This window comes from Plantibacter sp. Mn2098 (assembly GCF_049319745.1).
GTDB lineage: Bacteria > Actinomycetota > Actinomycetes > Actinomycetales > Microbacteriaceae > Plantibacter.
On sequence record NZ_JBMOUH010000008.1, the window covers coordinates 181,731 to 205,558 of the forward strand.

Sequence of the window (23,828 nt, forward strand, 5' to 3'; positions counted from 1 at the left end):
CGACGCGCCGACGCGCTCCTGAATTGCGAACATCGCGGGGCGCTCTACTTGGGGGGCTCCGGGGTGCGCAAAACGCATCGGGCCGCCCCACGATGTGCGAGTGACGGGTCAGGGAGCGGAGTCGTACAGCTCGGTCTCGAGCGGCTCGCTGCGCACGAGGTCGATGACGCCGCCGAGGATCTCGTTCGGCCGGAACGGGTACTTGGCGATCTCCGCGTCATCGCTGATGCCCGTCATCACGAGGACCGTGTGGAGTCCGGCCTCGATGCCGGCGACGATGTCGGTGTCCATCCGGTCGCCGATCATGCCCGTGTTCTCCGAGTGCGCGCCGATCTTGTTGAGCGCCGAGCGGAACATCATCGGGTTCGGCTTGCCGACGACATAGGGCTCCTTGCCCGTCGCCTTCGTGATGAGGGCCGCGATGGCGCCGGTCGCCGGCATCGGGCCGTCGGCGCTCGGGCCGGTGGCATCGGGGTTCGTCACGATGAACCGTGCGCCGGCGGCGATGAGACGGATCGCCTTCGTGATGGCCTCGAACGAGTAGTTGCGGGTCTCGCCGACGACGACGTAGTCGGGGTCGGTCTCGGTCATGATGAACCCGGCCTCGTGCAGCGCGGTCGTGATGCCGGCCTCGCCGATGACGAAGGCCGAGCCGCCCGGCTCCTGCTCGGCGAGGAATGCAGCCGTCGCGAGCGCGGACGTCCAGATGCGCTCCTCCGGGACGTCGAGGCCGGAGGCGCGGAGGCGGGCTGCGAGGTCGCGAGGGGTGAAGATCGAGTTGTTCGTCAGGACGAGGAAGGGGGTGCCCTGGTCCTTCCACTGCTGGAGGAGTTCCGCTGCTCCCGGGAGCGCGTGGTTCTCGTGGACGAGCACGCCGTCCATGTCTGTGAGCCAGCATTCGACTTCATCGCGTCGCGACATGGTGTCCTCCGTCGTGTCCGTGGGATGCGGCACGGCGGCCGCAGCGGGGAGCCGGCGGCGGCGCCGGCGTCAGCAGTACCAGTCTGGCATGCCCCGCACTGTTCGCAATTCCGGAACTCCGGGCCGGAATCCGGCGAATCCGGCCGATTTCGCGCCGATTCGTCACTCCTGTCACACCTTTCCCGGAATTGCGGACGGGGTGACGTTCGCAGCTCAGGAGCGATACGGCGGGTAGATTTGGCTGGTGACAGACGCTGCGAACGACCCGGACCCGACGATCGACGGACGGATCGAGCCACCCGCGACCCACGAACAGTCCACGGCCGGCGTCGGCCCCTGGCAGGGCGAATGGCCGGATGAGCCGCACTACGACGAGGACCTGCTGCGCGCGGGCGACACCCGCAACGTCATCGATCGCTACCGGTACTGGAGCATGGAGGCGATCGTCGCCGACCTCGACGAGCACCGCCACCCGTTCCACGTCGCCATCGAGAACTGGCAGCACGACATGAACATCGGGTCGATCGTGCGCACCGCCAACGCGTTCGCGGCCGACACTGTCCACATCGTCGGTCGTCGTCGTTGGAACAAGCGCGGCGCGATGGTGACCGACCGGTACCAGCACGTCCTGCACCACACCGACATCGAGGCGCTCGTCGCCTGGACCGCGGAGGAGGGTGTGCCGATCATCGCGATCGACAACGTGCCAGGCTCCGTCATCATCGAGACGTTCGAGTTCCCCGAGCGATGCCTGCTCCTCTTCGGGCAGGAGGGGCCCGGCCTCTCTCCCGAGGCGATCGCTGCGGCGGACGCCGTGGTGGAGATCAGCCAGTTCGGGTCGACGAGGTCGATCAACGCCTCGGCTGCAGCGGCCGTCGCGATGCATTCGTGGGTCATACAGCACGTCCGGTTCGGGACGAACTGAGTCGACGCAGGACGCGCGATCGGCCTCGTCTCGCCCGACCCGTCCCATCGCGTCGGGGCCAGCCCTGATCAGAACTCAGTTTTGTCTCAGTTTTTCCCAAGGGTTCATCTTCTTCCGGTACTGCCGCGATGATCGGGCCATAATCGGAAGCGGAGTCAGACTCCACCGCTGAACCCGATCTTCCGGACGACCCGATGTTACGGAAGCCATCATTCGGAACCCGAATCCCGGACGATGCGATCGGCGGCCCACCCGAAGAACGAAGTGTCACAGATGACCCGATCACATCTGCGCGTCAGCTTGCCCGAACTCGCCGGCCGCACCCCCAAGTCACAGACCCGCCCCGTCGCAGCAAACCGCTCTCGCACGATCACCCGGATCGTGCTCCCGGCAGCGATCGCCGTCGCTGTCGTCGTCGGCGTCTCATCGCCCGCGCTCGCCTCGGTTGTGGCCGCCGGTCCGGTCGATGGCGCCGCGACGTCGTTCACCGCACCCGTCCCGCACGAGGCCCCAGCCGACACCGCCGCGGGTGGTGCATCTGCCGCTGTCGCCGATCCCTCCGTGCTCGCGGGGCCGGCCGGCGCGCTCGTCGTCTCCCTGCTCGTGTGGGGCGCGGGTGCGGTGTTCGCGACCCGTCGGCGTGCGCTCGCTGAGCAGCGCGAAGCGGCACTCGCGCAGTAGTCACGCAGCGGTCGCGCACCGGAGTTGCGCACAGGTCGTGCGGCAGCCAGGGGAATCCCGGGCGATGTCGCGTCATGATCGGCGCGCGCCAGACTCTCCCAGGTGACCAGCACCGTCGATCAGCCCACCCGAACGGGCGCACCGACACCCGGACCTCCGGCACCCGAGCTGGGCGATACTCGACACCCGAAGGCGAGCACCCGATGACGCGATCCCTCCCCAGCAACCTGCCCGAGCCGTACATCGGCATCGGGGCGGATTCCGACGTGAACCCGAACGCCGTCTCGAAGCGGGACGCGCTTCAGGACCTCGCGGCGGGCCCTGGCGCCGGGGCGCGACGCCGTCCCATCGCGACCGCTGTCGGCTCCAACCTCGGGGTCGCCGTCGCCGCGATGCTCGGAGTCCTCCTCATCGCGATCCTCGCCGCGAGTCCCGCGCGGGCAGCCGGCACGCACATCGCGCCCGCTCGCATCGCCGAGCCGATGGTCGCCCCTCGGATCGCCGACGTCGCACCGTGGCTCGCCGGGCCGGGGATGATCGTGGCCGCGGCCGTCCTCGTCCTCGGGGTCGGCGCACTGCTGGTGGCGAACCGACGCCCGTCGCGTTCGCGGTAGCGCGCCGCCGCCTACCCGATGAGGCTCGGCCGCAGGTCGCGCAGCGTCCTGGCGTGCGTCATCCGGATGACGCCGATCGCGGCGAGGCTCAACGCGATCGCCATCCAGGCCAGCAGCACGCCGGCGTCCTGCACCGCGGCATCGATGCGTCCGCCGTACATCAGCTGACGCATGCCGTCGACGGCGTAGGACATCGGCAGGACGTGGTGCAGCCAGGCGAGCGGCGCAGGCAAGGTCTGCCACGGGAACGTGCCGCCGGCCGTCACGAGCTGCATGACCATGAGCACCAGCCCGAGGAACTGCCCGACGCTGCCCAGCCACACGTTGAGCGTCAGGATGATCGACGCGAACGTGAGCGATGCGAGCGCCATCATCCCGTACGTCCACAACGGATTGTGGATGTCGAAGTGCAGCACCCCCGCGAGGATCCCGAACAGCGCGATCATCTGGATCGCCCCCAGGATGCCTGGCGTCAGCCAGCCGGCGAGCGTCACCTTGATCGGGCTGTGCAGCGCCGTGATCGCACGACGCGAGACGGGCTTCACGATGAGGAACAGCGCGTAGATGCCGATCCACGCAGCCAGGCTCACGAAGAACGGTGCGAGGCCGGCGCCGTACGTCCCAGCGTTCGTGACCGAGGTCGACGACAGCTTGACGGGGTCGGCGATCGTCTTGGCTTGCAGGGCACGCGAGTCTGCCGTGGTCGCCGGGATCGCGTCGACACCGGACTGGAGGCCGTCGCGAAGGGTCGTGACCCCCTGCTGGAGCGTTCCGATGCCGGCCTGCAGCGTCACGAGGCCGTCACGCAGTGCAGCGGCGCCGTCCGCGGCCTGCTGGGTCCCGGATGCGAGGGCCGGCGTGCCGTTGGCGAGCTGACGGGCGCCACCGGCGACCTGCTGCGCTCCGCTGTTGAGCGCGTCGATCTGGGAGACGGTGCCCTGGACCTTGTCATTGACGGTGTTCGCGTCGCTCGCTGCCGCATCGAGCTTGGCGAGGATGGCGTCGATCTGGTCCTGAGAGAGATGCTGATCGGTCAGCGCCTGCACGATCTGCGCTCGCGCGGCCGGCAGCTGGTCCACGACCTGCTGTGCGACCCCGCCGATCTGATCCGCCTTCCCGGCCAGCTCCGACGTCCCACCGGCGACCCGCTCGGCGCCGGACGCCAGCTGGTCGGTCTGGGACGGCAGATTCGCGGTGCCCGCGGCGAGCTGCGCCGTCCCGTCCGCGAGCGACTGCGCGCCGGCCACGGCCGTACCCGCGCCATCGTGCAGCTTGTTCGTGCCGTCGAGGATCTGGGTGGCGCCCGTCGCCGCATCCTGCAGCTTCACCCGGATGGTGTCGAGCGCGTCGAGGAACTGCCCGGCAGCCTTCTCGTTCACGGTCTTCACGATCGTGGCCTTGATCTGCTTGACCGCCTGCTCGCCGATCGTCGAGGCCAGGTAGCTGTTCGCGTCGTTCGTCGTGAGGATGACGTCCGCCTGCCTCGGATCGCTGCCGGCGGCAGAGCTGAGCGCCTTCGAGAAGTCGGCCGGGATCGTCACGCTGAAGTCGAACGTGCCGTCGTTGACGCCCCGCTTGCCATCCGCAGCAGAGACCTGCTGCCACGCGAACGAGCCGTCCTTGATGAGCTGCTCCGCGATCGTGTCGCCGAAGTTCTCGTACCCCGTCTCGGTGCTCGTGGATCCCTCGTCGTCGACGATGAGCGCGACGGGCACCTGGTCGAGCTTCGCGTACGGGTCCTGGTTGGCCCACAGGTAGAGGCCGCCGTAGAGCAGTGGCACTGCCATCAGGGCGATGAGGGCGAGCCGCGACATCGGCGTCGCCCAGAGACGGGCGAGTTCGGCGCGGACCATGGCGAAGATCTTCACGATCGATCCTTCTGGAGGAGAGGTGTGCGTGCGGTGTGCACGGGGGAAATCGAGGGGGTGCGGTGCGTGGGGGACGCGGGTGACGTCATGTCCAGTCCTTCTGGAGGACCTGACGCGGGTGACGTCATGTCCAGTCTTTCTGGAAGAGGGGCACGAGCTCGTCGGTCGCGTTCTCGGACACGGGGGCATCGGCTGTCGCGTTGATGGCGGTGGCCGATGCGTCGCCGGCGATCACGAGGATCGCGTAGTCGCGGGCGGCGAGGTGCCGCGCGATGGTCCACCATTCGAGCGGGTCGCCGCCGTGGCGGTCTGGGGAGACGAGGACGAGGCCCGTGACGTCCTTCCGCAGGACGGCGAGCTCCGTGAGGAGTCGGACGCGCTGGGTCGGGGGAGCCGTGGAGATCGCGTTGCGGCTGATCGAGGAGAGACCGAGGTCGTCGAGGGTCCGGTTCACGGCGAAGAGGTGGCTCGGCCGGCCGGCGAACATCAGCTCCTCGGCGACCACGCCCGCGACGGTGACGTCACTGGCCGGTTCGGACACGTCCGGGGCGTCGATGAGGGCGACGTGGCGGCGCATCGCCCGGTTGTCGACCCCGCCGTCGATGTGGACGGTGCCGGTGTCCGGCTTCATCCGACCGGAGGCGATGAGGCCGAGGACGGTGGGGCGCTGCTCGGTCTCCGCGCGCGCGAAGGTGGCTTCGCCCGTGCGGAAGGACAGGGTCGTCGGCTCGAGGATGAGGCCGTTCTTGCCCTTCGAGACGTCGGTCAGCTCAACGCGCATCGCTCGGCTCCTGGTGGTGTGTGGTGGATGGGACAGGGGGTGCTGGGGTGGGCCCTGGGGTGGGCCCTGAGTCTGGCCATGGGTTCGGTGCAGAGTCGGGTACCTGGGTGTCCGAGGCCTGAGGCGGCGCCACCGTCGCAGCCGCGAGGGCGTCGGCCTCCCGCCAGGACAGCCCGGCGATGCTGAGCGTCGTGCGCATCACGAGCCGGCGGCCGTCCTCTGTGGCGAGCTCTGTCTGCGTCGCCTCTTCGAGGACCGCGATGGCGGCGCTCTCGATGAGGCGGGCGAGCGTTGCCGCATCGATGTCGCTGCGGATGGTGCCGACCGCGACTCCGGCCGCGACCGTGTCGCGCAGCAGGGTTCTGACGGGTTCGAGCGCCCTGGCGGTGACCGCGCGGAGCGGGCCGCGGACGGCGAGGGGTGCCATCACGCGAACGTGGTCGACCTCGGTCCAGAGCATGTCGCCGATGAGCGCGATCATGGTCAGCGGGTCGTCGTGGCGGACGGAACCGACGGCTCTCGCGACGCGCTCGGCCCCGGCGATGACGACCGCGTTGACGAGTTCGTCGCGGGTGGCGAAGTGGCCGTAGACGGAGCGGCGGGTGAGGCCGGCGGCTGCCGCGATGGTTTCGAGGCTGGCGTCGGGATCGCTGCGGAGTGCCGTGGCCGCCGCTTCGAGCAGCGCTTCGCGGTTCTCCGTGGCGTCGCGGCGGGTGGCGCGCGGGGCTGATTGGGAGGTGGATTGACCGGTGGGGGTACCGCGCCGAACGCCGCTCTGGGACGATGGGGGCCGAGTGGACGGCGACTGAGCTGGTTGGGCGGTGGGCATGCTCCGATTCTAGTAACTTGCACAGGCGTGTGCAAGATAGCCGGACGCGGTGCCCAGCGAGCTCTCAGGCGGCCGCGCGCCCAGCGTTCTCCGTGATCGCCTCCCGGGAACGGAGGTATGGTGGAGAGGTGACCGGCGAAGATCTACTCAGTCCTCCTCCGACCCTCCTGCCTGCAGACGATGCGGTCGATCGGGAGCTCTTCGCCGCGGTCGGGTCCATCGAGGCCCTCGCCGAAATCGTTGCCAAGCACCCGGCATCGCCGCTCGCCTGGGCGCTCCTGGCGGACGCCGTCCACGACCCGCAGTCACCCGTCCCCGGCTACGCCGCGGCACGTGTCGGCTACCACCGCGGTCTCGACGCGTTGCGCGCCGCCGGCTGGCGTGGACGCGGCCCCATCCCGTGGTCGCACGAGCCGAACCGCGGTGTGCTCCGCGCCCTCTACGCGCTCCGCCGCTCGGCCAAGGCCATCGGTGAGGACGGCGAGGTCGAGCGCCTCACCACCTTCCTGAACGACGCGGATCCGCAGGCCGCCCGCGAGATCGAGGCCGCCATCGCGGCTGCCGCACCGCCGACGTCGGCGATCGTGATCCTCGGGACCGACTGAGCCGCTGACGACCAGCGTCATCGTTCCTCCACCGGCACGATGACGGGTCGTTCTCTCCCCAGCCCGAGCAGGGACCGCGGTCCCCATGCCTCCTCCGATACGATGGACGGGTGCGTGCATGAGGCGCTTGTCCGGCAGTGGGCAGGCGTCCGGCCCGTCGGTCGATGAACCCGCGAGGGCATCGCTGCGGCGCAACGGGCACGCGAGAATCAGAAGGGGTGGCATCCGGATGCCAGCAATCGTCATCATCGGCGCCCAGTGGGGCGACGAAGGCAAGGGGAAGGCGACAGACCTCCTCGGCGACCGCATCGACTATGTCGTCAAGTTCAACGGCGGCAACAACGCCGGACACACGGTCGTCGTCGGCAACGAGAAGTACGCGCTGCACCTGCTGCCGTCCGGCATCCTGACGGATGGGGTGATCCCGGTCATCGCCAACGGTGTCGTCATCGACATCGAGGTGCTGTTCCACGAGCTCGAGGCGCTGCAGGCCCGCGGCCTCGACGTGTCGCGCCTGCTCGTCAGTGCCAACGCGCACGTCATCACGCAGTACCACCGCACGATCGACAAGGTCACGGAGCGCTTCCTCGGCAAGCGTCAGATCGGCACGACCGGCCGTGGCATCGGACCGGCGTACGCCGACAAGATCAACCGCGTCGGCATCCGCATCCAGGATCTGTTCGACGAGAACATCCTGCGGCAGAAGGTCGAGGGCGCGCTCGACCAGAAGAACCACCTGCTGGTCAAGGTCTTCAACCGTCGTGCCATCACCGTCGACGAGATCGTCAACGACCTCCTGTCGTACGCCGAGCGCCTGCGGCCCATGGTCGCGGACACCGCGCTTGTGCTCAACAAGGCGCTTGACGACGGCAAGGTCGTCCTCTTCGAGGGCGGCCAGGCCACCATGCTCGATGTGGACCACGGCACGTACCCGTTCGTCACGTCCTCCAACGCCACCTCGGGCGGTGCGGCCACCGGTTCAGGCGTCGCCCCCAACCGTCTTGAGCGTGTGATCGGCATCGTCAAGGCGTACACGACGCGTGTCGGCGCCGGTCCGTTCCCGACCGAGCTGTTCGACGAGTCCGGCGACTACCTGCGCTCGAAGGGGTTCGAGTTCGGGACCACGACCGGTCGTCCGCGTCGTGTCGGCTGGTACGACGCGCCCATCGCGCGCTACTCGGCCCGCATCAACGGTGTGACGGACTTCGTGCTCACGAAGCTCGACATCCTCGACGAGCTCGAGACCATCCCCGTGTGCGTCGCCTACGAGGTCGATGGCGTCCGGGTCGACGAGGTGCCGGTGTCGCAGAGCGACTTCCACCACGCGATCCCGATCTACGAGGAGTTCCCCGGTTGGCAGGAGGACATCACCGGTGTCCGCCGCTTCGAGGATCTGCCCAAGAACGCGCAGGACTACGTCCTCGCGCTCGAGCGCATCAGCGGTTCGCGGATCTCCGCCATCGGTGTCGGCCCGGGTCGCGACGCGATCGTGGTCCGTCACGACCTGATCGGCTAGTTCGGGTCGTCGGTCGCCGAAACGCAGTCACGTCACGAAGGCCGTCCCGCTCACGCGGGGCGGCCTTCGTCGTCCCCGCTCCGGTCGGATCTCCACAATTCAGGAACATCTGCGGCATTCAGGACGATCGAGCCGATCTGCGGGCCATTCCGTCCTGAATTCCGTCAACCTTCCTGAATTCTGAAACCCCGTCGGGTGTCGTCGGTCACCTGGGGCTGTTCAGAATTCCGGAATTCTGGCGCGATTTGCCGCCTCTCGACGCGAAAACGGCCGTTTTCGGCCGAATCGGCGCGGAAGTTCCGGAATTGCGCACAGCTCCGGCGGCATGGAACTTCCGGAATTGCGCGCGGCTCGTGGCGGGCGGAAGTTCCGGAATTGCGCACAGCTCGGGCGGCGCGGAGCATCCGGAAATCATGCACAGCTCAGGCGGCGCGGAGGCGCAGCTCAGACGACGCTGAAACCGGGCGGCAGCGGGGTGCGACCGGTCAACGCGAGCAGCACCTGCTCGCCATCTCCACGGAGGGCGGCGATTCCAGCCGCCAACGATGCCGCCTCCTCGACGAGCAGCGGAGGGATCGCGGCTTCCTGCCCGGTGGCCCGCGCGATGTCGAGCGTGTGGACGACGAGCTCGAACACGCGCGTGCGCAGGTACTCGTGCAGCGGGATGCCCATGCCGCCGAGCGAAACGAGGCGGTCGGGATGTTGCCGGCCGATGGCATCGATCGCCGCATCCCGCAGAGCAGTCACATGCGCGACCGGGTCGTCGCCCAGCGCCCGCCCGGCGTCGAATCCGCGCAAGGCGATGGCCTCCGGGTTCGTGTAGGTGAGGTAGATCTGGCCGTAGTAGTCGGCTGAGCTGTCGATCGACACGGTCTCTGGCTCGTCGAGGGCCAGGTATTCGATGACCGTGATGATGGCGCGCGAGGTGTGACCGACGAGTGCGCGGACGTCCCAGACGCCGAGCCCGGGGTTGCTCCACTGCTGCGGGCGGATGTGCCGGACGGTGCGGATGAACGCATCGCAGGCCTGTTGATAACGAGCCAGGTCGGTCATGCCTCATCGTGCCACGCTGTTCGCAATTCCGGAACTGTTGTCGCGAATCCGGCTGAAATCATCGGTGTCGCCCCGAAACACCCTGTTTCGACCGCAGAGTTCCGGAATTGCGAACATCTCGACGCGCGCACGCCCACACGCCCCACACGCACGATGCCGCACAGCACTTCCAGAATTCAGGAACGTTGACGGAATTCAGGACGAAACACCGCCGGAATCGGCCCGATCGTCCTGAATCGTGCAGATGATCCTGAATTGTGAAAACGGCAGGCGATGGTCGGGCAGAATGGCGGGGTGACTGACACGAACCCGTACCTGCTGCTCGGCTCCTACACCTCGGACATGGACGGCACCGGCGCCGGCATCAGCCTGCTCCGCCAGGACGACGCCGGCACGCTCCGTCTCGTGCACCGGACCGAAGCGGCATCGCCGTCGTTCCTCACACTGCATCCGACGCTGCCCATCCTCTACGCGGCGAGCGAAGGGACCGGTACGGCGCTCGCGTTCAAACGTTCAGGCGAATTCGGCCTCGTCCCGCTCGGCGGCCCGATCGAGGCCGGCGACTCCGTCTGCCACGTCACCGCGCTGCCCGACGCATCCGGTCTGATTGCCAGTTGCTATGGAGACGGCCGGGTCGTCGACATCCCGCTCGCCGCCAACGGTTCGTTCGGCGGCGAGCCGTTCCTCGGCGAAGCATCGGTCGACCCGTACGCATCACCCCGGACGGTGGAGGCCGAAGCCGCCGATGCCGGTGAGGACGCGCTCACCCAACTGGCGGTCGAGGCCGCGGTCGCGGATGCGCTGCCGTCCCGCCCGTCCCGTGCGCACGCATCGGCGATGCTGCCGGACGGACGCCTGGCGACGACCGATCTCGGCCACGACACCGTGCGCGTCTGGCAGATCCGCGGGAAGCGCATCGTCCTCGATCACACCGTCGTGCTCCCGGAGGGCGTCGGCCCCCGCCACCTCGTCACCCACCCGAGCGGCCATCTGCATGTCGTCACGGAGTACTCCAACGAGGTCTTCACCCTCGCACCGGATGGCACCGGTCACTGGCACATCGTGTCCGCCGTCCTCGCTGCGGCGCAGGGCATGCGGGAGGGCGACTTCCCGTCCGAGATCAGCCTCGCGGCATCGCGCGATCAGTTGCACGTGGGCATCCGCGGCAGCAACCTCATCGCGACGCTCGCCGTCCAGGGCGACGGCTCGAAGCTGCAGTCGGTCGGCGATGTCGAATGCGGCGGCGACTGGCCCCGTCACCACCTCGAATCCGGCAACCTGTTGCACGTCGCGAACCAGTTGTCGGACACCATCGCGACCTTCCGTCTCGATGAGCGCACCGGCGTCCCGACGACGCTCGTCGGCACGCTCGACACCGGTTCGCCGACCTGTCTGCTCTTCGCCTAGTACGGAACCAGCCACAACTGACAGCTCGCGAGCTGGCACTCGTGGTCGGTCTGACCGGCACCAGAGCAGCCACAACTGACAGCTCGCGAGCTGGCACCGGTGGCGGTTCTGACCAGTGCGAAAACCGCCACAACTGACAGCTCGCGGGCGGGCAATCGCGGCGGCTGCGGGGACCTATGCTGGACGCGTGACTGCACGACGACCTGAACCGCGCCCCATCGACGGCCGCACCATCCGACTCGAACCGCTCACAGAGGCACACCACGAGGCCCTCTTCGCGGCGATCGGCCACCCCGAGGTCTTCGCGGGCGGATACGGCGGCGGACCGCAGGGCCTCCCGAGAACGCAGGCGGAATTCGCCGCGTTCGCAGCGGGGTACTTTGCGGGCGACAACCGCAACACCTATGCGATCCGCCTCGTCGGTGGCGACCACGACGGCCTCGTCGTCGGGACGAGCACGCTCGGCGACTTCGTCGAATCCGATGAGCACGCCCACATCGGCTGGACCGCCTACGACCCGCGCGTCTGGGGCACGGCGGTCAACGTCGAAGCCAAACTGCTCCTCCTGCAGCTCGCCTTCGACGCCGGGTTCGGCCGGGTGAAGATCCAGGCCGACGAGCGGAACGCCCACTCGCGTGCCGCCATCGCGAAACTCGGTGCGACGTTCGAGGGCATCGTGCGTCGTGACAAGCGCCGGGCCGACGGCAGCTGGCGGAACACCGCCCTGTTCTCCGTCGTTGTGGAGGAGTGGGCCGAGGTGCGCGATGGGCTGCTCGCGCGCCTCGATCGGCACCCGGGTCCGGTGGTTCTCCGCTCGATCTGAGCGCGGCGCGCACCACTGCATCGCGCATAACTCCTCCACAACGGGGCGGACCGATGCCGCTCCCGCGGAATCACGGCGATGTGTCCGGGGCGGCATCAAAATCGAAGGAGCTATGCTCGACCCTCCACCGCGGGGACGGACAGGCGCTGCACATATGTGCAGATTTGCGCAGCATAGCCGCAGCAAGCGCTTGACGCCGGAACGACCGCCGTCGTTCACGAACTGGACATCAAGTGGTGGCCGTGCGGCCACCAGGCGTGCGTAGCTTCACTCCCAGATGTCAGCGGTGTCCAACGGTCCCGACAGCACGGGACGGCCGCAGGCATCACTGGAGGAACAGTGAACAGCAGGCGTACCTTGACGGCCCTCGCGACTCTCGCGATCGCCGCAACCGCCCTCACCGCGTGCTCGACGAGCGCCGCACCCGCCGGATCCGACGGCAAGGTGGACGCAGCAACCGCGACGAGCGCGAAGGACTTCGGCGGCATCGACGGCCTCGTCAAGGCTGCGAAGGCCGAAGGCCAACTGAACGTCATCGCACTCCCCGACAACTGGGCGAACTACGGCAAGATCATCGCCGCGTTCGAGAAGAAGTACGACATCACGGTCAACTCCGCCGACCCCGACGTGTCGAGCGCGGAAGAGATCACCGCTGCGAAAAACCAGAAGGGTCAGGACACCGCTCCCGACACCTTCGACCTCGGTTCGGCCGTCACGCTCGACAACCTGAAGCAGTTCGCTCCGTACCAGGTCGAGAAGTGGGACGACATCCCCAAGGAGTACAAGGAGTCCACCGGCCTCTGGGTGTACGACTACACCGGTCTCGTCTCGATCGGCTACGACGCGGACTCCGTCAAGGCTCCGACGAAGCTCGACGACCTCCTCGGCTCCGACTACTCGGGCAAGGTCGCGCTGAACGGCGACCCGACCCAGGCCGGCGCAGCTGCAGCAGGCGTCTACATGGCTGCCGTCCAGTCCGGTGGGACCGCCGATGACATCCAGCCCGGTATCGACTTCTTCCAGAAGCTGAACAAGGCCGGCAACTTCCTTCCCGTCGACCCGACCCCGGCCACGATCGCCTCCGGCGAGACCCCCGTCGTCATCGACTGGAGCTACAACAACCTCGCGGCAGGCGTCGAGAACAAGGGCACGCGCAACTGGAAGACCACGGTCCTCCCCGGCACCGCCGTCGGCAGCTACTACAACCAGGCCATCAACGTGGACGCCCCGCACCCCGCGGCCGCCCGCCTGTGGCAGGAGTTCATCTACAGCGACGAGGCGCAGAACCTGTACCTCGCGTCCGGCGCCTACCCGTCGCGTCTCGCGGCCATGGTCAAGGCCGGCACGGTCGACAAGGACGCGCTCAAGGCCGTCGGTGAAGCACCTGCTGACATGGTGCAGTTCACGCCGAAGCAGACCGAGGCAGCAACCGCTCTCCTCGCCCAGAAGTGGGCGGCTGCGATCTCCAAGTGAGTCGCATCGACCAGGCAAGTCCCGTTGACCGTCGGGCGGTGGATGGCGTGAGCCGTCCCACCGCCCGGCGGGCGCGGTCCCGTTCGGGGTGGGCCCTTCTCGGGCTCACCCCGTTCGCGGCCTACGCCCTCCTCTTCCTCGCGGTGCCGACCGTCTTCGCCCTCGCAACGGGATTCTTCGACGGCAAGGGTGCATTCACCTTCGACAACCTCACGGCGCTCGCGGACCCGGCCGTCTTCGGCACCTTCGTCAGCTCGTTCTGGATCTCGGCGCTGACCGCAGTGGTCGGTGCGATCCTCGGCGCACTCATCTGCTACGCGCTCCTCGCGGTCCGCCCGGACGGCATGGTCCGATCGTTTGTCGACTCCGCCTCCAGCGTGTTGGCCCAGTTCGGCGGTGTGATGCTGGCGTTCGCGTTCATCGCGACGATCGGCATCCAGGGCGTTGTGACGCTGTACCTCAAGAACACCTTCGGAATCGATATCTTCGCCGGCGGCGTCTGGCTCTACCAGGTGCCCGGCCTCATCCTCCCGTACCTCTACTTCCAGGTCCCGCTGATGGTCATCACCTTCATGCCGGCGATGGAGGGTCTCAAGCGGACCTGGTCCGAGGCGAACGCGACCCTCGGCGGCACCGGGTTCACCTACTGGACACGCATCGCGATGCCGATCCTCGCGCCGTCCTTCTTCGGCTCGCTCCTGCTCCTCTTCGCGAACGCGTTCTCCAGCTATGCGACGGCCGCGGCCCTCATCAGCCAGGGCGCCCAGATCGTGCCGCTGCAGATCCGTGCAGCCCTCATCAGCGAAACCGTCCTCGGACGTCAGAACCTCGCCGGCGCGCTCGCCATCGGCATGATCATCGTGATGGTCGTGATGATGACGGCCTACTCGGCGTTGCAGGCCCGCACGGAACGGTGGCAGAAATGAGTGGAACGACTCCGGCCGCTGGGCCGGCCACGGAACCGTCCGTCGACCCGGCAGGCCAGTTGGGCGCCGTCCCGACGGTGACGGTCACGGAGACGATCGTGCGACGCGATGCAGCCACGGCGGCCGGTCTGCCTCCGCGCATCCGACCGAGCCGTCGCCGTGACGCCGCAACGCCGTCCAAGCTGACGAGCCGTCTCATCCTCGGGATCATCGGGCTCCTCTTCGCCGTCCCGATCCTGTCGATGATCGAGTTCACCCTGCGCGGCGGGCTCGGCGGCGGCTACAACTTCGACCACTGGGCCGCGATCTTCGACCCGGCGAACGCGCGCAAGTATCAGGTGCTGTTCCAGGGCATCGGGAACTCCGTCGTCCTCGCCGTCGTGACCGTCGCCATCGTCGTGGTGATCCTGCTGCCGACGATGATCCTGGTGAAACTGCGCTTCCCGAAGCTGCAGCGCACACTCGAATTCATCTGCATCATCCCGATCACGGTCCCCGCGATCGTGCTCGTGGTGGGCCTCGCGCCGGTGTTCTCGGTGGTGGCGCAGATCTTCGGGTCCGGGCCGTGGACGCTCGCGTTCGCGTACGGGATCACGGTGCTGCCGTACGCGTACCGGGCGATCGCCGCGAACCTGCAGTCGGTCGATGTCGGCACCCTGAGCGAGGCTGCGCGCACGCTCGGCTCCAGCTGGGGCACCGTGCTCGGCCGCGTCATCCTGCCGAACCTGCGCCGCGGTGTGCTGTCCGCGGCCGTCATCTCCGTCGCCGTCGTCCTCGGCGAGTACACGATCGCGTCGCTCCTCGGACGCAACACCCTGCAGACGGCGCTCGTGCAGGTGCAGAAGAGCGACCCGTTCGTCGCGGTCATCTTCGCGCTGCTGTCGCTCGCCTTCGCCTTCATCCTCTTGTTCATCATCGGACGCGTCGGTGAGAGCCGTCGCGCCAAGGAGACATCATGACCGATCAGACCACTTCAGTCGGGGCAGTTCCGTCGTCGACGCTCGCTTCGGGTTCCACCGGTGCCGAGGTCGAGTTCCGGAAGGTCGTGAAGGACTACGGCGGAGGGGCGCGCGCGCTCGACGGGGTGAGCCTGACGCTTGCGCCTGGTGAGTTCGTCGCGCTGCTCGGGCCGTCGGGTTGTGGCAAGACGACCGCGCTGCGGAGCCTCGCCGGCCTCGAGGACATCACGGAGGGCAGCGTCCTCATCGATGGCGTCGACGTCGTGTCCGTGCCGACGAACCGCAGGGACCTCGGCATGGTGTTCCAGTCGTACTCGCTGTTCCCGCACCTGACCGTGCAGGAGAACGTCGAGTTCGGACTGCGGATGCGCAAGGTCGCGGCGGCCGAGCGTCGGACGCGTGCGGCGGAGAGCTTGGAGCTCGTCGGCCTCGGACACCTCGGCGCCAGATACGCGCACCAGTTGTCCGGCGGCCAGCAGCAGCGGGTCGCACTGGCCCGCGCGCTCGTCACCCGTCCCCGCGTCCTGCTCCTCGACGAGCCGCTCAGCGCGCTCGACGCGAAGGTGCGCGTGCAGCTGCGCGACGAGATCCGTCGCATCCAGACGGAGCTGCGGATCACAACGCTCTTCGTCACGCACGACCAGGAGGAGGCGCTCGCAGTCGCCGACCGGGTCGCGGTGATGCGTGCCGGTGTGATCGAGCAGATCGGGACTCCCGAGGAGCTGTACTCCCGTCCGGTTTCGCCGTTCGTGGCCGACTTCATCGGGCTCTCGAACCGGATCCCCGGCGAGCTGGAAGCGGGCGGCATCAGGGTCCTCGGGCAGTGGCTGCCGGTGCTCGGGGACGCACCGGTTGCGGACGCGGTGCACGCGCTCGTGCGGCCGGAGGACATCGAGTTCGTGGGCATTGGCGCTGGTGTCGGTGCTGGTGTCGGTGCTGGTGCTGGTGCTGGTGCTGGTGCTGGTGTCGCCGGGGCCGGGGCCGGGGCCGGGGCTGGCGCTGGGTCGTCGGCCGATGCCATCGTCGAGCCGGATGCGGACGAGTCGATCGCGCCGACGCAGGCCACGGTGCTCACGTCGAGCTTCCTCGGGCCGGTGCGCCGGACGACGGTGCAGCTGGCGGACGAGACGCTCGTCGCGGTGCAGCACGGCGCGAACGACCGTCTCGAACCGGGCGACGTCGTGCACCTCCGCCTCGCCGGCCGTGCCGTGGCGGTGCGTCCGGCCTAGCCGTTCGGCTGCCGGCGGCCGCAGAGGCGGCCGTCGGCAGCCGCACGGCACAAGGAGAACCGCACGAGAGAAGGACCCTGCGCGCAGGGGAGGCCTTCTCCCGTGCGGTTCTCCTGTTCTCGTGCAGTGCCTGCGCGGGCGGGCGGCGCGGGCAGGCAGACCGCCGGTGCTCTACGCCTTCTTGTCCTGCCGCGGGACCACGACCTGCTTGATGATGAGCAGGATCGACGCCGTGACCGGGATGGAGACGAGCGCTCCCAGCAGACCGAGGAGCGCACCACCCACCATCGCGCCGATGACCACGAGCGCCCCCGGGACGGCGACCGCCTTGTTCATGACCCGCGGGGTGAGGACGTAGGACTCGATCTGCATGTAGATCAGGTAGTAGATCACGACGATCAGCGCCGTCGCCGGCGAATTGAACAGGCCGACGATCGCCACGATGATCGTCGCGATGATCGATCCGACGAGCGGGATGAGGGTCACGAAGAAGATCACCACCGCAAGGATCCCCGCGAACGGCACCCCCACGATGAGCATCATCACGAGCCCGAGCCCGGAGTTGATGGCCGCCAGGATGACCATCCCGTTGACGTACCCGCCGATCGACGCCGTGATCTGGTCCGTGATGGAGATGACGCGCAGGCGGTTGCGGCGGGCGACGAGCGAGTAGAAGGCGTTCTTCATCGCGTTCATCGAAGCGAGGAAGTACAGCGACAGCACGAGGATGATGAAGCCGCCGAAGAACCCGTTCGCGATGCCGGAACCGACGCTCAGCACACCGCCCGCGACCGCGAACCAGTTCTTCGGGTCAGAGGCGAGTGACTGCAGCCAGGCGAGCGCGCCCTCCAGATCGACGCCGGGCCCGAGAGCCGTATTGAGGTCGAGGAACCAGGGCTGGTTCTTGATGTCGGTCAGGAACATCGGCGCGTGCTGGATGAGCTCGATGGCCTGCCTCGTCACGATCGGGACGATGAGCGCGAGCAGCCCGACGATGAGCAGCGCGAACGCGCCGAACACGATCAGGATCGCGAGGGGGCGCTTCAGGCCGTGCGACTCCAACCTGACGACGACCGGATCGAGTCCGAGCGCGATGAAGAGGGCGGCCGCGATGTACACGAGGATCGACGACAGGGACCCCAGCGTCACCCCGAGCAGGATGGCCGCGAGCACCCCGAGCGCACCGACGAACCCGACCGCGAACGGCTGCTGCAGGATCGTCTTCACCGTCTCGGTGCGGGCGACCGGGCGGCCTCCACGGAACTGGATGCGCGGGGTTCCTGAGGTGGCGCGGAGCCTGGGATTCCGCCGTGATTCGATGGCCATGCCGTAAGAGTATTGGGTTCCGGGGCACCGTGGGCGCAGTCGCCGGTCATACCACGGTATGAGGAGCGGCATCGAGCTTCCCTCGCTGGCCCGATGCGGCAGGGTCGACGGCTGACGACGATGGAAACCATGAACACTCCCATCCTCTCCGCACGTTCCATCGTCAAGCAGTTCGGGACCACGTTCGCGCTCGCCGGCGTCGACATCGACATTGCGGCAGGCGAATCCGTCGCCATCATGGGCGCCTCCGGTTCCGGGAAGACGACCCTGCTGCACAGCCTCGCCGGCATCGTCACCCCTGACCACGGCACCGTCACCTTCGCCGCGTCGACCGGGCCGCTGCGGATCGACGAGCTGAACGAGCACCGGCGTTCCCAACTGCGTCGGGAGTCGTTCGGGTTCGTGTTCCAACAGGGCCTCCTCGTGCCGGAACTGACCGCCGTGGAGAACGTCGCGCTCGCGCTCATGCTGAACGGGGTGGCGCGGAAGGATGCGGAACAGCACGCGGCCGGATGGCTGGCGGCGCTCGGGTTGGCGGGGCTGGAGCAGCGCCGCATCGGCGAGCTGAGCGGCGGGCAGGCGCAGCGCGTCGCCATCGCGAGGGCGCAGGTGACCGGCGCATCGGTCGTGTTCGCGGACGAGCCGACGGGGGCGCTCGACTCGCAGACCTCCGCGGACGTGATGGGCGCGCTCCTGTATGCCACGACCGGGCAGGGGCGGACGCTCGTGGTGGTGACGCATGACGAGACCGTCGCGGCGCGCTGCTCGCGCATCGTCCGGTTGCGGGACGGGCGGATCGAGGGCGCTGGCGTTGCGGCGGGTGGGGTGCCGGCCCAGGTGCCGGCGGCGCCGCAGATGTCCGTGCAGCCGCAGGTGTCCGCTCCCGTCTCTGCCGGTGCGCATGCGAACCGTGGCGCGTCGGGGTTCGAGGCGGAGCGCTCCGAGGGAGGTGCGCTGCAGGCCGCGCCGATGCAGGCTGGCCGTGCTGCCCAGCCGCTCACTGCCCAGCCACACGCCGCCCAGCCGCCCGCCAAGACGTCCGGGATCCGATTCCTCGGGGCCGGGTGGGCGTCCGATGCGATGACGCTCGGCGGGTTCGCCCAGTACCGTCGCAAGGGGGCCGCGGCGTGATCGAGCACACCAGCAGGCCGGAGGGCGCCGGCGGGGACGAGGACACTGCCGGCCGCACGGCCGTCGCAGAACCGGAGGCCGGTCCCGTCCGCGGCCTCGTCGTCGTGACACCGTCGCATCGACCGGCCGGCGGCGCACCCCAACGATTCACCGGGCCGCCGCCGCGCGGCACCGGGCGCCCGCCGATCGCACGACTCACCTGGCTGCTGTCGAGACCCGGCGCGCAGAGCCTCGCGACCATCGCGCTGCCCGTCATCGCCTTCACCGTGATGTCGGCGCTCGTCCTCATCGTGGTGGGCGGCACCATGATGTTCTGGCGGTGGGACACCGAAGCCGCAGTCCTCTACCAGGTGCTCAGCGTCTTCGCGCTCGCGATCCTGATCGTCCCGCTCGTCTCACTCGGCGGCGCGGCGGCCAGACTCTCGGCCAGGCGTCGCGACGACCGGCTCTCTACCCTGCGGCTGCTCGGGGCGACGCCATCGGACGTCACCAGGATGACGATCCTCGAATCGAGCGCCGTCGCGTTGCTCGGTGCCGGCATCGGCGCCGTCGTCTACGCCGTCACGATGCCGCTCGTCGGGCTGCTCTCCTTCAACGGCGCGATGATCGGTCCGTTCGCCGTGTGGGTCGGTGCGCCGGTGCTCGTGGGCGTCATCGTCGCGATCGGGCTGCTCGCCGCAGTGAGCGCCGCCATCGGGCTGCGCGCCGTGAACGTGTCGCCGCTCGGTGTGCGCACGAGGCAGCAGGCCGCCACGGTGCACTGGATCCGCCCGGTGATCGGGGCGGTCTTGATCCTCGGCCTGTTCGGGGCGCTCACGATGCTCGGCGGGTTCGCCGGTGTGGTGATCATCGCGATCATCGTCCTGGCGTTCGCGGCGGGCATCGGCGTCGTGAATCTCGTTGGGCCGTTCGCGATCGGGGTCGTCGGACGCGTCGCACTGCGTGGTGCGAAGACGCCGGCGAAGCTGTTGGCCGCGCGGGGGATCCTCGAATCGCCCAAGGCGGCCTGGCGACAGGTGAGCGGCGTCGCGATGACGAGTTTCATCGCCGTCGTCGCCGGGACGGGACTCGCGCTCGTCGACCTCGCGGGGGACGCGGGCGGGAGCGACGAGTCGCAGGTGATCGTCGCCGATGTGCGCACGGGGATCTTCATCATCCTCGCCGTGTCGTTCATGATGGTGTCGTGTTCCGTGGCGGTGAATCAGGCCTCGGAGATCCTCGATCGGCGGGCGCTCTCCGTGAGCCTCGACCGTCTGGGGATGCCCCAGCGGGCGATGGAGCGGGCCAGGTCCCGTGCCGTGCTGCTGCCGTTGCGGACCGTCGCGATCGGGTCCGCGGTCATCGGCGCCGTGCTCGTCTTCCCGCTCACCGGCATGGCGATCATCCTCGCGCCGGTCTCGGTGCTCGTCATCGTGCTGTGTCTCGCCGCCGGGATCGGGCTCGTGTGGTTGTCGCTGCGCGCGACCCGTCCGGTGCTGACGTCGGTGCTGCGCGCGCCGGAGCGGGTGTGAGCTGGGGTGGGACGGGCCGGGGCCGGCCCGGTGTTGGCAGACCGGACTGGACGAGTCGCCAACGGGTGTGGTCAGCCCGGTTTTCAGCGGCGGAGGACGTGCTCGATGCCGTCGAGTGCGACCTCGAGCTTCCGCCCGAACCACGCCGCCGGATCTCCGTGCATCGACTCCCGCATCGCCTCGGCGAGGTCCGCATCGAGGTTCCGGTACCAGTTCTCGACCGCCGGATCCGCGGCGGCCTGCGACGCGAGCGTCTCCCGCATCTTGAGGCTGTCGATCGCCAGATCGAGCACAAAATCGACCGCGAGGCCGGCATCGGCCGGTGCGAAACCAGCACCGATGAGGTCCAGGCAGATGCCGCTGTAGAGCGACATCAGCTCCGGATTGGTGATGCCCACCGCCGGTGATGCCGTTGCGAGCCCCGGGTGCGATCGTACGAGGTTCCACAGGGTCCAGGTGACGGATTCGAGGTACTCGCGCCAACGATCCCCGTCGAGTGCGGGCCAGACGGTCGTGGCGACGAGCCTCGACACCGCGAGGTTCACCATCTCCGTGTGCCCGGACACGTGCCGGTACAGCGTCGCCGGATTGACCGACAGCCGCTCCGCGACGTCCACGGCCTTCAGATCGGTGAAACCGCACGCGATGATCGCATCCGCGACCCGCTCATCAGTCAGCGAACGCGGGCGTCCGACGGGGCGTCGCTCGGTGTCGTCCATCGCCCCATTATGCCTGCAGCCCCCGATTCTGCGACCCCGCTTGCAATACCTGGCCGATGCGATCGCTCACGGGACCTGGACGGCTGCGCGTTGCTAGAGTTCTGATCATGAGTGCGATCGACCCCACGCCACCCACCGATCCGTCCGCACGGCTGGGCAGCCTGCGCAGCAGCATCGACAACATCGATGCCGCGCTCATCCACCTGCTCGCCGAGCGCTTCAAGTGCACGCAGGAGGTCGGCGCGCTGAAGGCGGAGTTCGAGATGCCGGCGAGCGATCCCGCGCGCGAGAAGCGCCAGATCACCCGGTTGCGGGCGCTCGCGGAGGAGTCGCACCTGGACCCGGCGTTCGCGGAGAAGTGGTTCAACTTCGTGGTGGCAGAGGTCATCCACCACCACGAGCAGCTCGCCGAAGGCTCCGCCGGTCGCTGACCGTCGTCCGTCATTCTCGGGTGTTCACAATTCCGGAACTCTGACGCAATTCAGGACCGGAATGCGCAGTCTGGCCCGAAATCGTCCTGAATTGTGCAAATGTTCCGGAATTCTGGACAGGGTTGCGCGATGGGGGGGCGCTGACTGCGCGGGATGTGACGCCGCGTGTACCGAAAACTGGGCAACGGCTGATGTTTGACAGTTTTGCGAGACGTGATGCGGAATGATGGACGCATGACGTGGAACGTGGATGTCCTGCCAGACCAGCGCGGCCGAGTGATCGCCGTGACCGGCGCGAACGCCGGACTCGGATTCTGGACCTCGTACGCCCTGGCGAAAGCCGGCGCCGAGGTCGTACTCGCCTGCCGCAACGAGCAGAAGGCCGCCGCTGCGATCCGAGCGATCCAGGGCCGTGTCCCCGATGCGACCCTCAGCTTCCTGCCGCTCGACACCTCGTCGATCGCCTCGTCGACCGCCGCCGGTGAAGAACTCGGGGCGAAACAGAGACTTGACGCGCTCGTCGAGAACGCCGGAATCGTGCACTTCCCGAAGCACCGGGAGGAGAGCGTCGACGGCAACGAACTCGTGTTCGCGACGAACGTCGTCGGTCACGCGGCGATCCTCCCGCACGCTCTCCCTGCCCTCGAACGGACCGCCGGCGCGAGAGTCGTGCTGCTCGGTAGCCTGTCGACGCACCTCGTGAAGCTCCGCATCGACGACCTGCAGCTGCGCACCGGGTACACCGGCTGGCAGGCGTACGCGCAGTCGAAGATCGGGCTGTCGGCACTCGGTTTCGAACTGGACCGCCGACTGCAGGCATCCGGAAGCCGTGTCCGGGCGCTCGTCGCCCACCCCGGTTTTGCGATCTCGGGCCTCAGCCCGCGCGTGCCCGGCGTCAACGAGCCGAGCCGATGGAACCGGTTCACCGATGTGCTGCAGTCGCCGTTCGCGCAGGGCAAGCACCGCGGTGCCGAGCCGACCGTGCGAGCCGTCGCCGACCCGGATGCCCGTGGCGGCGCCTTCTACGGCCCGAAGTATCGGACGAAGGGTGCGCCGGTCATCGCGACCCCCGCGGCCGTGACGACGGATGTCGCGGTCGGTGCGTCCGTGTGGGAGCAGCTCGAAGCGATCATCGGTCGCCCGATCCTGCCGACCGCCTGAGCAGCGGGACTTGCAGAATTCAGGAAGCTTGACGGAATTCAGGACGAATCGGCGCTGAAATCGCGCTGATGTTCCTGAATGCTGCGAAAGTTCCTGAATTCTGGAAGGTGTGGCAGGCGCAGGCGCAGGCGCAGGTGCTCAGGCGACCGAGGGGCGGGTCAGTTCAGGATGAGGCCGAGGACCGTGGCGCCACCCGCACCGAGGACGAGCGCGATCACCAGCGTCCACGCGATCACACGCTGACGGCGACGACGCTTCTCGCCCCAGTTGGCCAGGTCCTGATCTTCGGTGCTCATGGTGCCCCAGCCTATCGACATCCGGCGGCTGACGGGCATCGTGTCGTTCTGTGCGATCAGCTGTGAACTTCCGGGTCCCGCGCATTCATTAACCCTGACGAAACAGCCCGCCGTGTGGGATGGATGCATGACCACGCAGCGCCCCCGCACCGCTCACCCCTTTCCGTCGATGAATGATCTCGGCGTGGAGGCCGGGTGGGCGCGCTCCTTCGGACTCTCCGAAGCGCCGCGGGAGGGGCGGACCCAGTCCAGGCCGCCGGCTGTGATGATCTGGACGGCCGTGTTCGTCGTCATCGCGATGCTCGTGGCTCTGCTCGTCTGGACGGCGCACCTGGAAGAACCGGGGCTCCGTCCAGACGGGGCTGCGACGGTCCCGTCGGTCGTCGGGAAGACGGCCGCGGATGCGACGAAGGAACTGAGCGCCCTGGGATTCCAGGTCGAGCAGCAGCCCGCCCCGAACCCGTCCGATGCTGCCGCCGGGTCGCAGAAGACCGGTGGGGAACCCGGCACGGTCGCGTCCTCCGAACCCGCGGCAGGATTCGTCGCAGCGTCCGGGACGCGCGTCGTGCTCCACATCGTCCCGGACGCCGCGCCGCCCGCAGCGACGGGCTGAATGAGGAGCATTAACACGAGGAGCACCAAC

23 protein-coding genes and 1 pseudogene are annotated in these 23,828 nt (G+C 68.5%); 16 read left to right on the forward strand and 8 right to left on the reverse strand.

Annotated features, from left to right (window positions below; translation table 11 throughout):
- Nucleotides 1–108 precede the first annotated feature (108 nt).
- The gene (locus ACL9RL_RS13840) at nucleotides 109–921 is read right to left on the reverse strand and encodes an HAD-IIA family hydrolase (RefSeq protein ID WP_422780850.1); all 813 of its coding nucleotides are present in this window, start codon (nucleotides 919–921) and stop codon (nucleotides 109–111) included.
- A gap of 277 nt (nucleotides 922–1,198) precedes the next feature.
- Between ACL9RL_RS13840 and ACL9RL_RS13845 the strand changes: the two genes are divergently transcribed.
- From ACL9RL_RS13845 to ACL9RL_RS13855, 3 genes are all read left to right on the forward strand, one after another.
- Nucleotides 1,199–1,846 carry a TrmH family RNA methyltransferase gene (locus ACL9RL_RS13845; protein ID WP_422780942.1) on the forward strand — a complete coding sequence of 216 codons (648 nt, stop codon included), beginning with the start codon at nucleotides 1,199–1,201 and terminating at the stop codon, nucleotides 1,844–1,846.
- Nucleotides 1,847–2,119: 273 nt separating this feature from the next.
- The gene (locus ACL9RL_RS13850) at nucleotides 2,120–2,527 is read left to right on the forward strand and encodes a hypothetical protein (protein WP_422780851.1); all 408 of its coding nucleotides are present in this window, start codon (nucleotides 2,120–2,122) and stop codon (nucleotides 2,525–2,527) included.
- A gap of 203 nt (nucleotides 2,528–2,730) precedes the next feature.
- On the forward strand, nucleotides 2,731–3,141 hold the full coding sequence (locus tag ACL9RL_RS13855; RefSeq protein ID WP_422780852.1) for a hypothetical protein: 411 nt from the start codon (nucleotides 2,731–2,733) through the stop codon (nucleotides 3,139–3,141).
- An 11-nt stretch (nucleotides 3,142–3,152) separates the two neighbouring features.
- On the opposite strand, the gene ACL9RL_RS13860 is transcribed toward ACL9RL_RS13855, so the two are convergent.
- The 3 genes from ACL9RL_RS13860 to ACL9RL_RS13870 all read right to left on the reverse strand — a co-directional run bounded on the left by ACL9RL_RS13860 (nucleotide 3,153) and on the right by ACL9RL_RS13870 (nucleotide 6,619).
- Nucleotides 3,153–5,009, reverse strand: coding sequence for a YhgE/Pip family protein (locus ACL9RL_RS13860; protein ID WP_422780853.1), 1,857 nt, complete (start codon nucleotides 5,007–5,009; stop codon nucleotides 3,153–3,155).
- A gap of 124 nt (nucleotides 5,010–5,133) precedes the next feature.
- Complete coding sequence (locus tag ACL9RL_RS13865) at nucleotides 5,134–5,790, reverse strand: hypothetical protein (RefSeq protein WP_422780854.1); 657 nt, start codon at nucleotides 5,788–5,790, stop codon at nucleotides 5,134–5,136.
- Nucleotides 5,780–6,619, reverse strand: a complete 840-nt coding sequence (locus ACL9RL_RS13870) for a TetR/AcrR family transcriptional regulator (RefSeq protein ID WP_422780855.1) — start codon at nucleotides 6,617–6,619, stop codon at nucleotides 5,780–5,782. The genes ACL9RL_RS13865 and ACL9RL_RS13870 overlap by 11 nt, the downstream gene beginning before the upstream one ends.
- A gap of 128 nt (nucleotides 6,620–6,747) precedes the next feature.
- On the opposite strand from ACL9RL_RS13870, the gene ACL9RL_RS13875 reads away from it, so the two are divergent.
- Nucleotides 6,748–7,224 (forward strand): DUF3151 domain-containing protein, encoded by a 477-nt coding sequence (locus ACL9RL_RS13875; protein WP_422780856.1) that lies wholly within the window; start codon nucleotides 6,748–6,750, stop codon nucleotides 7,222–7,224.
- A 229-nt stretch (nucleotides 7,225–7,453) separates the two neighbouring features.
- The gene (locus ACL9RL_RS13880; RefSeq protein WP_422780857.1) at nucleotides 7,454–8,740 is read left to right on the forward strand and encodes an adenylosuccinate synthase; all 1,287 of its coding nucleotides are present in this window, start codon (nucleotides 7,454–7,456) and stop codon (nucleotides 8,738–8,740) included.
- A gap of 444 nt (nucleotides 8,741–9,184) precedes the next feature.
- Here the strand turns inward: ACL9RL_RS13880 and ACL9RL_RS13885 are convergent, their stop codons facing one another.
- Nucleotides 9,185–9,793 carry a maleylpyruvate isomerase family mycothiol-dependent enzyme gene (locus tag ACL9RL_RS13885; RefSeq protein ID WP_422780858.1) on the reverse strand — a complete coding sequence of 203 codons (609 nt, stop codon included), beginning with the start codon at nucleotides 9,791–9,793 and terminating at the stop codon, nucleotides 9,185–9,187.
- Nucleotides 9,794–10,087: 294 nt separating this feature from the next.
- Between ACL9RL_RS13885 and ACL9RL_RS13890 the strand changes: the two genes are divergently transcribed.
- The 6 genes from ACL9RL_RS13890 to ACL9RL_RS13915 all read left to right on the forward strand — a co-directional run bounded on the left by ACL9RL_RS13890 (nucleotide 10,088) and on the right by ACL9RL_RS13915 (nucleotide 16,610).
- Nucleotides 10,088–11,200 (forward strand): lactonase family protein, encoded by a 1,113-nt coding sequence (locus ACL9RL_RS13890; RefSeq protein WP_422780859.1) that lies wholly within the window; start codon nucleotides 10,088–10,090, stop codon nucleotides 11,198–11,200.
- A 187-nt stretch (nucleotides 11,201–11,387) separates the two neighbouring features.
- On the forward strand, nucleotides 11,388–12,023 hold the full coding sequence (locus ACL9RL_RS13895; RefSeq protein ID WP_422780860.1) for a GNAT family N-acetyltransferase: 636 nt from the start codon (nucleotides 11,388–11,390) through the stop codon (nucleotides 12,021–12,023).
- 339 nt (nucleotides 12,024–12,362) lie between these two features.
- Nucleotides 12,363–13,496: an ABC transporter substrate-binding protein gene (locus ACL9RL_RS13900; RefSeq protein ID WP_422780861.1), complete on the forward strand. Its 1,134-nt coding sequence runs from the start codon at nucleotides 12,363–12,365 to the stop codon at nucleotides 13,494–13,496.
- A 47-nt stretch (nucleotides 13,497–13,543) separates the two neighbouring features.
- The gene (locus ACL9RL_RS13905) at nucleotides 13,544–14,422 is read left to right on the forward strand and encodes an ABC transporter permease (protein ID WP_422780862.1); all 879 of its coding nucleotides are present in this window, start codon (nucleotides 13,544–13,546) and stop codon (nucleotides 14,420–14,422) included.
- The gene (locus tag ACL9RL_RS13910) at nucleotides 14,419–15,381 is read left to right on the forward strand and encodes an ABC transporter permease (RefSeq protein WP_422780863.1); all 963 of its coding nucleotides are present in this window, start codon (nucleotides 14,419–14,421) and stop codon (nucleotides 15,379–15,381) included. The genes ACL9RL_RS13905 and ACL9RL_RS13910 overlap by 4 nt, the downstream gene beginning before the upstream one ends.
- Complete coding sequence (locus tag ACL9RL_RS13915; RefSeq protein ID WP_422780864.1) at nucleotides 15,378–16,610, forward strand: ABC transporter ATP-binding protein; 1,233 nt, start codon at nucleotides 15,378–15,380, stop codon at nucleotides 16,608–16,610. Before ACL9RL_RS13910 ends, ACL9RL_RS13915 begins: the two co-directional genes overlap by 4 nt.
- Nucleotides 16,611–16,781: 171 nt before the next feature.
- Here the strand turns inward: ACL9RL_RS13915 and ACL9RL_RS13920 are convergent, their stop codons facing one another.
- Nucleotides 16,782–17,936 carry an AI-2E family transporter gene (locus ACL9RL_RS13920; protein WP_422780865.1) on the reverse strand — a complete coding sequence of 385 codons (1,155 nt, stop codon included), beginning with the start codon at nucleotides 17,934–17,936 and terminating at the stop codon, nucleotides 16,782–16,784.
- Between the two features lie 129 nt (nucleotides 17,937–18,065).
- On the opposite strand from ACL9RL_RS13920, the pseudogene ACL9RL_RS13925 reads away from it, so the two are divergent.
- Nucleotides 18,066–18,755 (forward strand): annotated as a pseudogene (locus ACL9RL_RS13925) (ABC transporter ATP-binding protein); the annotation flags it as partial.
- Nucleotides 18,756–19,063: 308 nt separating this feature from the next.
- Entirely contained in the window at nucleotides 19,064–20,578 is a 1,515-nt protein-coding gene (locus ACL9RL_RS13930; RefSeq protein ID WP_422780866.1) for an FtsX-like permease family protein, read from the forward strand.
- Nucleotides 20,579–20,661: 83 nt separating this feature from the next.
- On the opposite strand, the gene ACL9RL_RS13935 is transcribed toward ACL9RL_RS13930, so the two are convergent.
- Nucleotides 20,662–21,297, reverse strand: coding sequence for a hypothetical protein (locus ACL9RL_RS13935; RefSeq protein ID WP_422780867.1), 636 nt, complete (start codon nucleotides 21,295–21,297; stop codon nucleotides 20,662–20,664).
- Nucleotides 21,298–21,404: 107 nt separating this feature from the next.
- Between ACL9RL_RS13935 and ACL9RL_RS13940 the strand changes: the two genes are divergently transcribed.
- Nucleotides 21,405–21,728 (forward strand): chorismate mutase, encoded by a 324-nt coding sequence (locus tag ACL9RL_RS13940; protein WP_422780868.1) that lies wholly within the window; start codon nucleotides 21,405–21,407, stop codon nucleotides 21,726–21,728.
- Nucleotides 21,729–21,962: 234 nt separating this feature from the next.
- Entirely contained in the window at nucleotides 21,963–22,889 is a 927-nt protein-coding gene (locus tag ACL9RL_RS13945; protein ID WP_422780869.1) for an SDR family NAD(P)-dependent oxidoreductase, read from the forward strand.
- Nucleotides 22,890–23,047: 158 nt separating this feature from the next.
- On the opposite strand, the gene ACL9RL_RS13950 is transcribed toward ACL9RL_RS13945, so the two are convergent.
- Nucleotides 23,048–23,185 (reverse strand): hypothetical protein, encoded by a 138-nt coding sequence (locus ACL9RL_RS13950; RefSeq protein ID WP_422780870.1) that lies wholly within the window; start codon nucleotides 23,183–23,185, stop codon nucleotides 23,048–23,050.
- A 127-nt stretch (nucleotides 23,186–23,312) separates the two neighbouring features.
- Here ACL9RL_RS13950 and ACL9RL_RS13955 point away from each other — a divergent pair, with 127 nt between their 5' ends.
- Complete coding sequence (locus tag ACL9RL_RS13955; RefSeq protein WP_422780871.1) at nucleotides 23,313–23,798, forward strand: PASTA domain-containing protein; 486 nt, start codon at nucleotides 23,313–23,315, stop codon at nucleotides 23,796–23,798.
- Nucleotides 23,799–23,828: the final 30 nt, after the last annotated feature.

Excerpts from the sequence above, each read along its gene's own strand:
- ACL9RL_RS13950 (WP_422780870.1), bottom strand. The coding sequence starts at position 23,185 with ATGAGCACCGAAGATCAGGACCTGGCCAACTGGGGCGAGAAGCGTCGT.
- ACL9RL_RS13840 (WP_422780850.1), bottom strand. The coding sequence starts at position 921 with ATGTCGCGACGCGATGAAGTCGAATGCTGGCTCACAGACATGGACGGC.
- ACL9RL_RS13940 (WP_422780868.1), top strand. The coding sequence starts at position 21,405 with ATGAGTGCGATCGACCCCACGCCACCCACCGATCCGTCCGCACGGCTG.
- ACL9RL_RS13920 (WP_422780865.1), bottom strand. The coding sequence starts at position 17,936 with ATGGCCATCGAATCACGGCGGAATCCCAGGCTCCGCGCCACCTCAGGA.
- ACL9RL_RS13955 (WP_422780871.1), top strand. The coding sequence starts at position 23,313 with ATGACCACGCAGCGCCCCCGCACCGCTCACCCCTTTCCGTCGATGAAT.
- ACL9RL_RS13915 (WP_422780864.1), top strand. The coding sequence starts at position 15,378 with ATGACCGATCAGACCACTTCAGTCGGGGCAGTTCCGTCGTCGACGCTC.
- ACL9RL_RS13865 (WP_422780854.1), bottom strand. The coding sequence starts at position 5,790 with ATGCGCGTTGAGCTGACCGACGTCTCGAAGGGCAAGAACGGCCTCATC.
- ACL9RL_RS13870 (WP_422780855.1), bottom strand. The coding sequence starts at position 6,619 with ATGCCCACCGCCCAACCAGCTCAGTCGCCGTCCACTCGGCCCCCATCG.
- ACL9RL_RS13885 (WP_422780858.1), bottom strand. The coding sequence starts at position 9,793 with ATGACCGACCTGGCTCGTTATCAACAGGCCTGCGATGCGTTCATCCGC.
- ACL9RL_RS13880 (WP_422780857.1), top strand. The coding sequence starts at position 7,454 with ATGCCAGCAATCGTCATCATCGGCGCCCAGTGGGGCGACGAAGGCAAG.
- ACL9RL_RS13850 (WP_422780851.1), top strand. The coding sequence starts at position 2,120 with ATGACCCGATCACATCTGCGCGTCAGCTTGCCCGAACTCGCCGGCCGC.
- ACL9RL_RS13855 (WP_422780852.1), top strand. The coding sequence starts at position 2,731 with ATGACGCGATCCCTCCCCAGCAACCTGCCCGAGCCGTACATCGGCATC.
- ACL9RL_RS13910 (WP_422780863.1), top strand. The coding sequence starts at position 14,419 with ATGAGTGGAACGACTCCGGCCGCTGGGCCGGCCACGGAACCGTCCGTC.
- ACL9RL_RS13945 (WP_422780869.1), top strand. The coding sequence starts at position 21,963 with ATGACGTGGAACGTGGATGTCCTGCCAGACCAGCGCGGCCGAGTGATC.
- ACL9RL_RS13935 (WP_422780867.1), bottom strand. The coding sequence starts at position 21,297 with ATGGACGACACCGAGCGACGCCCCGTCGGACGCCCGCGTTCGCTGACT.